This window comes from Microbacterium sp. ZW T2_14 (assembly GCF_044987405.1).
Taxonomy (GTDB): domain Bacteria; phylum Actinomycetota; class Actinomycetes; order Actinomycetales; family Microbacteriaceae; genus Microbacterium.
In genome coordinates this window covers 1-12,686 of sequence record NZ_JBJDRK010000031.1, presented here as the reverse complement: position 1 = coordinate 12,686, position 12,686 = coordinate 1, and the positions used below count along the sequence as shown (strand labels likewise).

Annotated in this window: 12 protein-coding genes; 7 read left to right on the top strand and 5 right to left on the bottom strand. The window is 70.4% G+C overall.

Going from position 1 to position 12,686, the window contains the following annotated elements; translation table 11 throughout:
- Entirely contained in the window at positions 1-1,539 is a 1,539-nt protein-coding gene (gene glpK, locus ACI3KY_RS11770; RefSeq protein ID WP_404930356.1) for a glycerol kinase GlpK, read from the bottom strand.
- Positions 1,540-1,608: 69 nt separating this feature from the next.
- Positions 1,609-3,366, bottom strand: a complete 1,758-nt coding sequence (locus tag ACI3KY_RS11765) for a glycerol-3-phosphate dehydrogenase/oxidase (RefSeq protein ID WP_404930355.1) — start codon at positions 3,364-3,366, stop codon at positions 1,609-1,611.
- Between the two features lie 394 nt (positions 3,367-3,760).
- On the opposite strand from ACI3KY_RS11765, the gene ribD reads away from it, so the two are divergent.
- The 6 genes from ribD (at position 3,761) to ACI3KY_RS11735 (ending at position 9,445) form a co-directional block, all read left to right on the top strand.
- A complete protein-coding gene (ribD, locus tag ACI3KY_RS11760; RefSeq protein ID WP_404930354.1) occupies positions 3,761-4,858 on the top strand; it encodes a bifunctional diaminohydroxyphosphoribosylaminopyrimidine deaminase/5-amino-6-(5-phosphoribosylamino)uracil reductase RibD in 1,098 nt (365 codons plus the stop codon).
- Positions 4,858-5,541: a riboflavin synthase gene (locus ACI3KY_RS11755; RefSeq protein WP_404930353.1), complete on the top strand. Its 684-nt coding sequence runs from the start codon at positions 4,858-4,860 to the stop codon at positions 5,539-5,541. Before ribD ends, ACI3KY_RS11755 begins: the two co-directional genes overlap by 1 nt.
- Positions 5,538-6,812: a GTP cyclohydrolase II gene (gene ribA, locus ACI3KY_RS11750; protein WP_404930352.1), complete on the top strand. Its 1,275-nt coding sequence runs from the start codon at positions 5,538-5,540 to the stop codon at positions 6,810-6,812. The genes ACI3KY_RS11755 and ribA overlap by 4 nt, the downstream gene beginning before the upstream one ends.
- Positions 6,809-7,285, top strand: a complete 477-nt coding sequence (ribH, locus tag ACI3KY_RS11745) for a 6,7-dimethyl-8-ribityllumazine synthase (protein WP_404930351.1) — start codon at positions 6,809-6,811, stop codon at positions 7,283-7,285. Before ribA ends, ribH begins: the two co-directional genes overlap by 4 nt.
- Before the next feature lie 121 nt (positions 7,286-7,406).
- On the top strand, positions 7,407-7,760 hold the full coding sequence (locus ACI3KY_RS11740; RefSeq protein ID WP_404930350.1) for a Fe-S protein: 354 nt from the start codon (positions 7,407-7,409) through the stop codon (positions 7,758-7,760).
- 233 nt (positions 7,761-7,993) lie between these two features.
- Complete coding sequence (locus tag ACI3KY_RS11735) at positions 7,994-9,445, top strand: MFS transporter (protein ID WP_404930349.1); 1,452 nt, start codon at positions 7,994-7,996, stop codon at positions 9,443-9,445.
- Between the two features lie 67 nt (positions 9,446-9,512).
- Here the strand turns inward: ACI3KY_RS11735 and ACI3KY_RS11730 are convergent, their stop codons facing one another.
- The 3 genes from ACI3KY_RS11730 to ACI3KY_RS11720 are packed head-to-tail and all read right to left on the bottom strand — an operon-like array spanning position 9,513 to position 12,231.
- Positions 9,513-10,340: an ABC transporter permease gene (locus ACI3KY_RS11730; protein ID WP_404930348.1), complete on the bottom strand. Its 828-nt coding sequence runs from the start codon at positions 10,338-10,340 to the stop codon at positions 9,513-9,515.
- On the bottom strand, positions 10,337-11,239 hold the full coding sequence (locus ACI3KY_RS11725; protein ID WP_404930395.1) for an ABC transporter permease: 903 nt from the start codon (positions 11,237-11,239) through the stop codon (positions 10,337-10,339). Before ACI3KY_RS11725 ends, ACI3KY_RS11730 begins: the two co-directional genes overlap by 4 nt.
- A gap of 50 nt (positions 11,240-11,289) precedes the next feature.
- Entirely contained in the window at positions 11,290-12,231 is a 942-nt protein-coding gene (locus ACI3KY_RS11720; RefSeq protein ID WP_404930347.1) for an ABC transporter ATP-binding protein, read from the bottom strand.
- A gap of 103 nt (positions 12,232-12,334) precedes the next feature.
- Here ACI3KY_RS11720 and ACI3KY_RS11715 point away from each other — a divergent pair, with 103 nt between their 5' ends.
- Positions 12,335-12,625, top strand: a complete 291-nt coding sequence (locus tag ACI3KY_RS11715) for an AsnC family protein (RefSeq protein WP_404930346.1) — start codon at positions 12,335-12,337, stop codon at positions 12,623-12,625.
- Positions 12,626-12,686 lie beyond the last annotated feature (61 nt).

The window sequence follows — 12,686 nt, the reverse complement described above, 5'->3', positions numbered from 1 at the left end:
TCAGTCGCCGGTCGTGTCCATGAGGATGCGGGCGTCGTCGTCGACCCAGTCGAGCGACTTCGAGACGGCCTTGCGCCACTGCCGGTAGCGCCGCTCGCGCTCGTCCTCCGGCATGCGCGGTTCGAAGCGCACGTCCTCCTGCCAGTGCGCCCGCAACTCGCCGAGCCCGCCCCACACGCCGGTCGCCAGCCCCGCCGCGTAGGCGGCGCCCAGGGCCGTCGTCTCGACGACCTTCGGGCGCACGACCGGGATGCCGAGGATGTCGGCCTGGAACTGCATGAGCAGGTCGTCGCGGGTCATGCCGCCGTCGACGCGCAGTTCGTCCAACGCGCGGCCGGTGTCCTCCACCACGGCCTCGATGACGTCCCTGGTCTGGAACGCCGTCGACTCGAGCGCCGCGCGGGCGATGTGCGCCTTGTTCACGTACCGCGTGAGGCCCACCAGCGCGCCCCTCGCGTCGGGGCGCCAGTACGGGGCGAACAGGCCCGAGAACGCGGGCACGAAGTAGGCGCCGCCGTTGTCGTCGACGCTGGCGGCCAGGGTCTCGACGTCCTCCGAGCGCTGGATGATGCCGAGGTTGTCGCGCAGCCACTGCACCAGCGACCCGGTCACGGCGATCGAGCCCTCGAGCGCGTAGCGCGCCGGCTCGTCGCCGATGCGGTAGCCGACGGTCGTGATGAGGCCGCTGCCCGACCGGACGATCTCGGTCCCGGTGTTCACGAGGAGGAAGTTGCCGGTGCCGTACGTGTTCTTCGACTCCCCCGCGTCGAACGCCGCCTGCCCGAATGTCGCCGCCTGCTGGTCGCCGAGGATGCCGGCGATCGGCACCCCATCGAGCACCGACGGCAGCTGCGAGTGCCCCATGACCTCCGACGAAGAGCGGATGCCGGGCATCATGGCCCGCGGGATGCGCCAGGCCTCGAGGAGCTCGTCGGACCAGTCGAGGGTCCGCAGGTCCATCAGCAGCGTGCGCGACGCGTTGGTCACGTCGGTGACGTGGATCCCGCCGCGGGCGCCGCCGGTGAGGTTCCACACCACCCAGGTGTCGGGAGTGCCGAACAGCAGCTCGCCGGCCTCGGCCGCCGCGCGTGCGCCGGGCACGTGGTCGAGGATCCATTCGACCTTCGACGCCGAGAAGTACGTCGCCAGCGGCAGTCCCGTCGTATCGGCGAACTGGTCGGGCCCACCGACCTTCGTCATCTCGTCGATACGCGGCTGCGTGCGCGTGTCCTGCCAGACGAGCGCGTTGTGCACCGGCCGGCCGGTGCGCTTCTCCCAGACAATGGCCGTCTCACGCTGGTTGGTGACGCCGATGCCGGCGACGTCCGCGGCACTGATCCCGGCGCGGGACAGGCACGAGGCGATCACCCATTCCGTGTTCGTCCAGATCTCCACCGGGTCGTGCTCGACGCGCCCCGCCCGCGGGAAGATCTGCTCGTGCTCGCGCTGCGACACGGCTACGACGGCCCCTGCGGCGTCGAAGACGATCGCACGCGTGGACGTCGTCCCCTGATCGATGGACAGCACGTGGTCCGCCACGTCGTCTCCTTCCTCGGCGGGCGGCGTCGCCCGCCGTGCTCGCGCCCCGGGGCGCGGCGTGCGGTCAGGCTATCGCGCCGAGGCCGGAGACCATGTGGGATCGGCGGCGTGGACCCCGTCGAGCCCGCGGATGGCCTCCGCCGCCGAGCGTTCGGCATCCCAGCTCAGCACCGGCGCGATCGCGTCGGCGACCTCGGCTGCCGCCTCCGCGGTCGCCGCGCCGGTGAACGCGATGCTGGTGCGCCGCAGCAGGATGTCGTCCAGGTGCACCACATCCTCCGTCGCCGCGAGGTGCCGCAGCTCCCCCGAGCTGTACCCGGCGAGCGAGCGCAGCGGCGCGTCGTCGGAGTCGGCGGCGATGGCGTCGATCACGGCCTCGGCCACGGTGCCGTAGCGGTCCAGCAGCGTCGCGACGCGAGCGGCCGGCAGATCGACGGCGTGCGCCGCGATCCATTGCTGACGGGCCCGCTCGGTGGTGGGATACCCCCGGCCGCCGCCGATCGGCACACCCCTGGTCGAGCTGCGGCGAGGCAGCGCCAGCAGCGCCAGCACACGGTCGGCCAAGTGCTCGGCGGAGGCCCGGAAGGTCGTCCACTTGCCGCCGACGAGGCTGAGCACGGTGGCACTCTCGCGGTGCGAGGAACCGGTCGCCGCCTCGGCCCCGCCGAGCGGCGCCGTCTCCACGCGGTAGTCGCGCGAGACGAATCCGGGCGAGACGTCACCGTGTCCGGGCAGCGGTCGCACTCCCGCGAAGCGGTAGACGATCTGCGAGCGCTCGACGGGGATCTCGGGAAGCACCTGGCCGATGAGCTCGATGAAGTAGTCGACCTCGGCCTCGGTGCACACGATGGGGTCGCCCATGCCGTGCTCGAGGTCGGTGGTGCCGACGAGAACCCGCCCCTTGAGGGGGTAGATGAGCACGATGCGGCCGTCCTCGTTCTCGAAGAACAGCTCGCGTCCGCCCGTGGCCGCAAGCAGTGCCGGGTGGTCGAGCACGACGTGCGAGCCCTTGGTGCCGCCCATGTACCGGGTCGGGTCCCCCAGCGCCGTATTGGTCTGGTCGGTCCATGGGCCGCTGGCGTTGATGATGACGGATGCCGCGAATCGCGTCTTCTCGCCCGTCACGGCATCGCGCAGCACCACGCGGCCGTCCTCGACGCCGACCGCGGCGGTGTAGTTCGCCGCGCGGGCTCGGTCGCCGCCGGCCGCTCGACCGTCGCGCAGCACGTCGATGGCGAGGCGCTCCGGGTCGTGGAGCGAGGCGTCCCAGTAGGTCGCGGTGTACTTCACGTCCGGGTTCAGCGCCGGCAGCTGCGCGAGCGACCGCCGGCGTCCGTGGAAGGTGTGCCGCGGCACGGTCGCCGTTCCGAAGAGACCGCCGCCGCGCGAGAACGAGTCGTAGATCACGAGCCCGATCTTGATAAGGGCCGCACCGCGCTCGCGATGCTTCCCGCCGCCATGGCGCAGGAAGCGCAGCGGAGCGGAGAGCACCCCCGAGAACGTCGAGAAGATGGGGATCGTCGTCTGCAGCGGCCGCACGTAGTGCGGCGCGGTCTTCAGCAGGCCGTTGCGCTCGGTGACCGCCTCCTGCACGAGACGGAACTCGCCGTTCTCGAGGTAGCGGATACCGCCGTGGATCATGTGCGACGATGCGGCGGACGCGCCGCTGATGAAGTCGTCGCGCTCCACGAGGGCGACGTCGACGCCCTGCAGTGCGAGATCGCGGAAGGTCGCGAGACCGTTGATGCCACCGCCGATGATCAGCACGTCCGCATACGGACGCTCCCGCAGCTCTTCGAAACCCCGCATCGACCCCACCGTGCTCATCGCCTCACCGTCCCCTCCCAGGCTACGTCGGCGCGAGGACATCGGACGCGCGACGCCCGGGCTCATCCCCTCTCCGCGCTTCATGCACCGACATGGAATGTCTGGGCGGATGCCGCGTTGACTACACTCGAGAGCATCAACGTGCTCCGGGGTCGGTGAGAATCCGAACCGGCGGTGACAGTCCGCGAGCCAAGGCTTCAGCATCCGACTCGGATGACGCCCTGGCCGATCCGGTGGAATTCCGGAACCGACGGTGATGCGACGAGGTTCCTTCGGGAACGTGGTCGCTAGTCCGGATGGGAGGCAGCACACAGCGACGCCGCGCGCGTCGCCGCTTCCCCTGCCCGGAGCGTCGAGACCGACGACACTCTGCGGCACAGGATCAGGGAGCGGAATGGCGAGCACAGCCGAACACGACGCGATGCGTCGGGCGCTTGCGAATGCGCTGCGCGGTCCGCGCGGCGTGAATCCGCAGGTGGGCGCCGTGCTCCTCAGCCCGGACGGCGAGGTCATCGCCGAGGGCTGGCACCGCGGAGCCGGCACACCGCATGCGGAGGTCGACGCGCTGTCGCAGCTCGCCCCGGGCGCCGCACGCGGAGCGACGGCGGTCGTGACTCTCGAGCCCTGCAACCACACCGGCCGCACGGGCCCTTGCTCCGAGGCGCTCATCGCCGCCGGCGTGAGCCGTGTCGTCTACGCGATCGCCGATCCCGGCGACCACTCCTCCGGCGGGGGCACGCGGCTGCGCGAGGCCGGCGTCGAGGTCGAGGCGGGCCTTCTCGCCGAGGAGGCGACCGCGCTCCTCGACTCGTGGCTGACCGTCCAGCGCCTCGGCCGCCCCCACGTCACCGTCAAGTGGGCGCAGAGCCTGGACGGCCGCGCCGCGGCATCCGACGGCACGAGCCAGTGGATCACCGGCCCGGCGGCCCGCGCCGACGTCCACCGCCGCCGCGCCGAAGCCGACGCGATCATCGCCGGCACGGGCACCGTGCTGGCGGACGACCCGGCACTCACCGCGCGCGCGGACGACGGAGCGCTGCTGCCGCATCAGCCGGTGCCGGTCGTCCTCGGCACGCGGTCCGTGCCCGACGATGCGGCGCTGCGGCGGCACCCGAAGGCGTTCCTCCAGTATCCGGGCGACCGCTCGGCGGGCGGCCTCTTCGCCGCACTCGACGACCTGCGCCGACGCGGTGTGCAGCGGGTGTTCGTCGAGGGCGGGCCCGCCGTCGCCGCCTCGTTCCTGCGGGAGGAACTCGCCGACGAGCTGCTCGTCTACGTCGCACCCGTCCTGCTGGGCGGCGACCGCCTGGCGCTGGACGACATCGGTGTCACGACCATCGGCGACGCGAAGCGTCTGGCCGTGGCATCCGTCACCCCACTCGGCGACGATCTGCTGCTCGTCGCCCATCCCACGACCCCTCCCGCCGCCGTTCCGGCGGCACACCGGGTAGGCGCGCACGTGGGCCGCTCATCGTCGGAAGGAGACGAGTGATGTTCACCGGAATCATCGAAGAGGTCGGCGAGGTCACGGCTGTGGAGCCGTCGGGCGACGGCGTGCGCCTGACCGTGCGCGGACCGAAGGCCGTGTCGGATGCCGGCCACGGCGACTCCATCTCGGTCAGCGGCGTGTGCCTCACCGTCGTCGGGCAGGGACCCGACTGGTTCACCGCCGACGTCATGAAGCAGACGCTCGACATGTCGACCCTCGAAGGCGTGGCAGCCGGCCGCGCCGTGAACCTCGAGCGCGCCACGGCCGCCCACGGCCGCCTGGGCGGGCACATCGTGCAGGGCCACATCGACGGCACCGGCACGGTGCTCGACGTGCGTCCCGGAGCGCAGTGGCAGGTGCTGCGCATCTCGCTTCCGCCGGAACTGGCTCCCCTCGTCGTCGACAAGGGCTCGATCGCGGTCGACGGCGTCTCGCTGACCGTCAGCGCCGCCAGCCCCGCCCCCGCATCCGCCGGCGCCGACCCTGCCGAAGCGTGGTTCGAGGTCTCGCTGATCCCCGAGACGCTCGCCGCCACCACGTTGGGCACCCGGGTGCCGGGCGACCGCGTCAACCTCGAGACCGACATCCTGGCGCGCCACGTGCAGCGGCTGCTTTCTTTCGCGGCTCCGGCCGCACCTGAACTCCCCGCGGACGCGTCCGCATCCACGGAAGGAGGCTCGAAATGAGCCTTGCCACCATCCCCGAGGCCATCGAGGCGCTGCGCGCCGGCCGGCCGGTCATCGTCGCCGACGATGAGAATCGCGAGAACGAGGGCGACGTCATCCTGTCGGCTCAGCTCGCCACTCCCGAGTGGGTCGCCTGGACCGTCCGCTGGACCAGCGGGTTCCTGTGCGCGCCGATGCCCACGGACTGGGCGGACCGGCTGGATCTGCCGCCGATGGTCGAGATCAACGAAGACGCGCGGGGCACCGCCTACACGGTCAGCGTCGATGCGGCGGACAAGGTCTCGACCGGCATCAGCGCCACCGACCGTGCGCACACGCTGAACGTGCTCGCCGACCCGGAGTCGAAGCCGACGAGCGTGATCCGTCCCGGCCACATCCTGCCGCTCCGCGCCGTCGACGGCGGCGTGCGCGAGCGCGCCGGCCACACCGAGGCCGCGGTCGAGCTCATGAAGCTCGCCGAGCTGGCGCCGGTCGGCGTGATCGGCGAGGTCGTCGCCGACGACGGCAGCATGATGCGACTGCCGGCGCTCCAGGAGCTGGGTGCGGAGTATGACATCCCGGTCATCACGATCGAGCTGCTCACGGCGTACCTCGATGAGCACGATCCCTGCGACCCGGCGACCCGCAACGCCCACAAGCGTCGCGTGAGCCTGCGCGCCGAGGCCAACGTGCCGACCTCGCACGGTGCGTTCCGGTTCCTGGCGTACAAGGACCGGGTCACCGGCACCGACCACCTCGCTGTCGTGTCGGGCGAGCTCGGCGACGCACCGCTGGTGCGCGTGCACTCGGAGTGCCTGACCGGCGAGGCCTTCGGGTCGCTGAAGTGCGAGTGCGGCCCGCAGCTGGAGGCCGCGCTGGACGCCATCGAGCAGGACGGCGGCGTGGTCATCTACATGCGCGGTCACGAGGGCCGCGGCATCGGACTCATCAACAAGCTGCGCGCGTACTCGCTGCAGGAGCGGGGACTCGACACCGTGGACGCCAACCTGGCGCTCGGCCTTCCGGCCGATGCGCGGGACTACGCGGCCGCCGCAGGCATCCTCTCGGATCTGGGCATCGAGCGGGTGCGCCTGCTCACCAACAACACCGACAAGGTCAATCAGCTGCGCGAACTGGGGCTCGACATCGTCGAGCAGGTGCCGCTGCTGGTCGGCGTCGGGCCGAACAACCACCAGTACCTGGCGACGAAGCGCGACCGGATGGGCCACCTCATCGCGGAGGCCGACCTCGCCGACGCGATCGCGAACATGCACGAAGGAGCAGAACGATGAGCGTCAAGGGCGCACCCGAGGCGACCGGCACGGTCGACGGCACGGGCCTCGACGTCGTCGTGGTCGCGGGCACCTGGCACGAGACCATCACCGACGGCCTGATCGCCGGCGCCGAGCGCGCCGTCAAGGCCGCCGGCGCCTCGCACCGCCTCGTGCGGGTGCCCGGGTCGTTCGAGCTGCCCGTCGTCGCGAAGGCGGCACTGGATGCCGGGGCCGACGCGGTCGTGGCGCTGGGCGTCATCATCCGCGGCGGCACCCCGCACTTCGAGTTCGTCTCGAACGCGGCGACCGACGGGCTCACGCGCGTCGCGCTCGACACGGGCAAACCCGTCGGATTCGGCGTGCTGACGCTCGACGACGAGGCGCAGGGCATCGCGCGCGCGGGACTTCCGGGGTCGGTCGAAGACAAGGGCCACGAAGCCGCCGACGCGGCGATCCGCACGGCCCTCGTGCTGCGCGAACTGCGCGCCTGACGCAGGTCGGTCGTCGAGCGGGCGAAGTGAGACGCAACGCCTCGGACGTCGTCTCGCTCGTTCCTCGCTCGCCCAGCGACCGGGCTCTGGTGATCGGCGAACCTTCAGCTAGACTGATGGCATGGAAATCCTTCGCCACATCGTCGTGCTCGTCCATCTCGTCGGCTTCGCCGTGCTGTTCGGCGCCTGGGTGGTGGAGGCCGTCAACGGCAAGCGACGCTTCACCCGGGTCATGGACTGGGGTCTTGCGATCGCCGCGGTCGCCGGGCTCATCCTCGCTGCGCCGTGGGGCATCGAATACGAGCTCAACTACGTCAAGCTCGGCGTGAAGCTCGTGATCCTGCTCGTGATCGGTGCCCTGCTCGGCATCGGCCGCGGTCGCCAGCGCAAGACTGGGTCGCTCCCGCCGGCGATGTTCTGGTCCGTCGGTGTGCTGACGCTGGCCAACGCCGCGATCGCCGTGATCTGGCGCTGACACACCCCGAAGAAGTGCGAGCGGATGCCGCGGCCAGGGGCCGCGGCATCCGCTTTCCGCATCCGGGCCTCCGTCCGCGACCGCGGGAGTAGGCTGGTTCTTCGTGCCGGGCGACACCGTCCGCACTCACGGTGATCCAGTGCAGTGCCGCCTGACGCGTCACCCTGCGTCTCGCGGACGCCCACCGCCGCATCCCACCCGGATGCCCCGCTCCGCGCATGCCCAGGTGAAAATTGACCTCCCCCACCACTGCCGCCGCTCCCGCGGCCCCCGCGAATCCCCGTTCCCGCGTCATCCTCGCCAGCCTCGTCGGCACGACGATCGAGTTCTACGACTTCTACGTCTACGCGACCGCCGCCGTCCTGGTCTTCCCCCTCCTCTTCTTCCCCACCGGCAACGACACCACGTCGCTGCTGCTGTCGTTCAGTGTGTTCGGCGCCGCGATGGTCGCCCGCCCGCTGGGCGCCGTCGTGTTCGGCCACTTCGGCGACCGCTTCGGCCGCAAGGCCACCCTCGTCGCCTCGCTGCTAACGATGGGTGTCGCGACCTTCCTCATCGGCTGCCTGCCGACGTACAACGAGATCGGCGTCTGGGCGGCGGTGCTGCTCCTGGTGCTGCGACTCGCGCAGGGCTTCGCCCTCGGCGGCGAATGGTCCGGTGCCGCACTCGTCGCCACCGAGAACGCCCCGGCGGGCAAGCGCGCCTGGTACGGCACGTTCCCCCAGCTGGGCGCGCCGCTCGGCTTCATCATCGCCAACTCGGTGTTCCTCGCCATCAACTTCCTGCTCCCCCACCCCGACGGGGCCGCCCAGCGGTCGGAGGAGTTCCTGGCGTGGGGCTGGCGCGTGCCGTTCCTCTTCTCCGCGGTCATGGTCATCATCGGCCTGTGGGTGCGACTGCGCCTCGTCGAGTCGGAGACGTTCGTGAAGGCGGAGAAGAAGGGCGCGATCCGCAAGTTCCCGCTCGGCGCCGTCATCCGTCATCACTGGTGGCACCTGATCCTCGGCACGTTCATCATGCTGGCGACGTACGTGCTGTTCTACCTGATGACGAACTTCACGCTCGCGTACGGCACCAAGGCGACCCTCGCCGGCGCGGAGGCCGCAGCCGACGCCTCCGGCACCGCGTTCGACGCCGCCACCTATGTGCCGGGTCTCGGGTTCGGCTACACCGACTTCGTGATCATGCAGATCGTCGGCGTCGTGTTCTTCGGCATCTTCACGCTGCTGTCGGGACCGATCGCCGACGCGATCGGGCGCCGACGGCTGCTGCTTTGGGTGACCGGGCTCATCATCGTGTTCGGTCTCACGTTCAACGTCTTCCTGCTGCCCCAGGTCGACCCGAAGTTCACCGGCGCACTGGTGCAGGCGTTCCTCGTGTTCGGCTTCATGCTCATGGGGTCCACCTTCGGCCCGATGGGTGCGGTGCTGCCCGAGCTGTTCCCGACGAACGTGCGGTACTCCGGCTCGGCGATCTCGTACAACGTCTCGTCGATCCTGGGCGCGGCGCTCGCGCCGATCGTCGCGGTGTGGCTCTGGGCCTCTGCCGGTGGCAGCCCCGTGCTGGTCGGGCTCTACCTCTCGGCGATGAGCGTCCTCACGTTCATCGCCGTGCTGCTGGCGCCCGAGACGAAGGACATCGACTACGACGCCGACCTGGGCGTCGGGGCGACCGGCTCGCTCTGACCTCGGTCCTCAAGCGACGGATGCCGCAGCCCCCCGGGTTGCGGCATCCGTCGTTTCGCGCCATGCCTCAGTCGAGGAACAGCGCGCGCAGACGCTTCGTCGTGAACACGAGGCCGATCGCGATCATGACGACGTAGTACAGCACGTGCCACCACATCTCGGGGGTGAGGATGCCGGTGGTCAGCCCGCGCACCAGCTCGACGCCGTGCCACAGCGGGAATGCCATGATCACGTGCTGCACCCACTCGGGGTAGATCGTGATCGGGTACAGCGTGGCCGAGAACAGGAACATCGGCAGCAGCACGAAGTTGATCCAGTCCATCTGCTGGAACGTCTTCATGTAGCTCGTGACGGCCATGCCGAGGCTCGCGAAGCCGAAGGCGATGAGCAGCACCGCCGGCAGGGCGAGGATCGCGGTCCACGCGAGGTTCAGGCCGAGGATCTGCATGATGACCATGAATCCGGTGGCGTACAGCAGGCCGCGCAGCAGCGCGTAGAGGATCTCGCCCAGCGCCACGTCGAGCGGCCCGAGCGACGTCGCGAGCATGCCCTCGTAGAGCTTGCCGTAGTTCAGCTTGAAGAAGACGTTCCAGGTCGAGTCGTAGATCGCGCCGTTCATGGCCGAGACGGCGAGCAGGGCCGGGGCGATGAACGCCGCATAGGGCACCTCGATGCCGCTGGAGGTCTGCACGTCGCCGATCAGCGAGCCGAGGCCGATCCCCATCGAGGCCAGGTAGAACACCGGCTCGAAGAACCCCGACAGCACCACTGCCCCGCTCGAGGAGCGCGCGGCGATCAGCCCGCGCTGCACGACGGACTGCGGATTGCCCGCCCACAGCGCTCGCACGCCGCCGGTGCGCGCCGCCGCGGTCTCGGTTCCCGTCGCGACGGTCATGCGCCGAGCCTCCTTTGGAAGACGCGCCGGCCGATCATGTACCCGCCACCCGACAGCACGAGCAGGTACCCGACGTGGATCACGATGGCGAACGGATCGGTGGGCATGCCGTAGGTGGCGACGCGGCCGAGCTCGGTGGCGTGCCAGAGCGGCGAGACCCATCCGATCCACTGCAGCCACAGCGGCAGGGTGGCGAGCGGGTAGAAGGTGCCCGAGAACAAGAACATCGGCATGAAGATGAAGCGCTGCACGAGCGCGACCTGCCCCTTGTCGTCGGTGATCGACGCGGAGTACGCCATGTACGGGATGCCGAAGGCGAGGCCCGCGAGGAGTCCGATAGGGATCGTGAGCCAGCCGGTCGCCGGGTCGGGGACGGCCTGGAAGAGCCAGAGGAACAGGTAGTACGCCAGCACGACGACCACGATGCGCGCGGACGCGCCGCTCACGACGCCGCCCGCGATCTGCCCCGGCGAGAGTCCCGTCGCGCTGAAGCCGTAGAAGTAGCGGCGCCACTTGAATCCGGCGATGACGGGGTACGAGAACTCCTCGGACGCCACCGAGATCGCCGCGGTCATGAGCAGCGCCGGGGCGACGAAGACGAGGTACGACACCTCGACGCCGTTCTGGCTGATCGGCGCGTCGATGAGCGCGGCGAGGCCGACCGCGAGACCCAGCAGGTAGAGGATCGGCTGCCCGAGAGCGCCGACGACGATGGTCCAGCCGTACGCGCGCATGGCGCGCACCATGTGCTCGGTCACGTACCAGGTGCCGAAGGCACGCGGCTTGCGTCCCCACTGCATAGCCTCGGCGCGCAGCTCGTCGAGCGAGAGCTGCGTGGCGGTGGCCGACGCGGGCCGACCGGACGCGCTGGCGCTGCCGGGTGCGGCGGGAGGCGGCATCCGCGACTCTCCCGGCTCGCCCGGCGCGTGGGCGTCTTCGGGAACCGCGCTCATTCGATCAGCGACCTTCCGGTGAGTCGCAGGAAGACGTCCTCGAGGCTGGACCGGCGCACGAGCGACGTGATCGGCGTCAGTCCGCGCTGCGTCACGGCCTCGAGCGCGGCCTCGCCGTCGTGCGTGTAGACCAGGATCCGGTCGGGCAGCACCTCGACGCGCTCGCCGATGCCCTCGAGCTGCGGCGCGACCTGCTGGTTGCGGTCCGACCCGAAGCGCACCTCGAGCACCTCGCGGCTGGAGTGCTCGCGGATGAGCGAGGCGGGCGTGCCCTCGGCCATGATGCGGCCCTTGTCGACGACGATGAGGCGGTCGCACAGCTGCTCGGCCTCGTCCATGTAGTGCGTGGTCAGCACGAGGGTCGTGCCGCGCTCCTTGAGGCGGAACAGGCGGTCCCACAGCACGTGGCGCGCCTGCGGGTCGAGACCCGTGGTCGGCTCGTCGAGGAGCAGGATGCGCGGGTCGTTGATCAGGCCGCGCGCGATCGTGAGGCGGCGCTTCATGCCGCCCGAGAGCTGCTCGACCTTGCTCTTCGCCTTGTCTTCGAGCTGCGCGAACGCCAGCAGCTCGTCGGCCTTCTGGTGGCACACCTTGCCCGGCAGCCCGAAGTAACGGCCGTAGATGTAGAGGTTCTCGCGGGCGTTGAGCTCGCCGTCGAGGTTGTCCTGCTGGGGCACCACCCCGAGCCGCGAACGGATCTCGGGCCCGTACCGGTCGGGGTCGAGCCCGAGGATCGACAGCTCGCCACTGCTGCGGGTCGAGACCGCGCCGACCATCTTCATCGTCGTGGACTTGCCGGCGCCGTTGGGCCCGAGCAGGCCGAACGATTCGCCGGGCGCGACCTCGAACGACAGCCCGTCGACGGCGAGGAAGTCGGGCTTGCCCTTGACCTTGTAGGCCTTGACGAGGTTCTCAGCGGTGATCACGGGGGCAGGCACCGCACCACCCTAACGCCCCGCTCCGACACCGCACAGCGCCCAGCGCGCTGCACCGATGTCAATGCGAGTTGACAGCGCCTGAAGTGTCAACTACGGTTGACGAATGGATGCCGCGGCCCGCGGCATCCGGGATCGTCAGCTCATCCTCGGATGGGCGGCCGGCACGAAAGGCGACGCGATGAGCGGAGACGACCTGCGCACTCTGATCGGCGCATCGGACGCACGCGAGCCGCTGGCCGAGCTGCACCGCCTCGCCGAGGTGCGCGTGGAACTCGCGCGCGCCGAAGAGGTGCAGGTGCGCCGGGCGCGCAACCTCGGGTTCTCGTGGCAGGCGATCGCAAGCGCCCTGGGCGTGAGCCGACAGGCCGTCCACAAGAAGTACGGTCGAAGGTAAGCCCTTTTCACGAACGAGGTACACCCATGCCCTCCGCCGAACTCGACGAAGCCCCCGCCAC

Excerpts from the sequence above, each read along its gene's own strand:
- ACI3KY_RS11765 (WP_404930355.1), bottom strand. The coding sequence starts at position 3,366 with ATGAGCACGGTGGGGTCGATGCGGGGTTTCGAAGAGCTGCGGGAGCGT.
- ribD (WP_404930354.1), top strand. The coding sequence starts at position 3,761 with ATGGCGAGCACAGCCGAACACGACGCGATGCGTCGGGCGCTTGCGAAT.
- ACI3KY_RS11755 (WP_404930353.1), top strand. The coding sequence starts at position 4,858 with ATGTTCACCGGAATCATCGAAGAGGTCGGCGAGGTCACGGCTGTGGAG.
- ribA (WP_404930352.1), top strand. The coding sequence starts at position 5,538 with ATGAGCCTTGCCACCATCCCCGAGGCCATCGAGGCGCTGCGCGCCGGC.
- ribH (WP_404930351.1), top strand. The coding sequence starts at position 6,809 with ATGAGCGTCAAGGGCGCACCCGAGGCGACCGGCACGGTCGACGGCACG.
- ACI3KY_RS11740 (WP_404930350.1), top strand. The coding sequence starts at position 7,407 with ATGGAAATCCTTCGCCACATCGTCGTGCTCGTCCATCTCGTCGGCTTC.
- ACI3KY_RS11730 (WP_404930348.1), bottom strand. The coding sequence starts at position 10,340 with ATGACCGTCGCGACGGGAACCGAGACCGCGGCGGCGCGCACCGGCGGC.
- ACI3KY_RS11725 (WP_404930395.1), bottom strand. The coding sequence starts at position 11,239 with ATGCCGCCTCCCGCCGCACCCGGCAGCGCCAGCGCGTCCGGTCGGCCC.
- ACI3KY_RS11715 (WP_404930346.1), top strand. The coding sequence starts at position 12,335 with ATGGATGCCGCGGCCCGCGGCATCCGGGATCGTCAGCTCATCCTCGGA.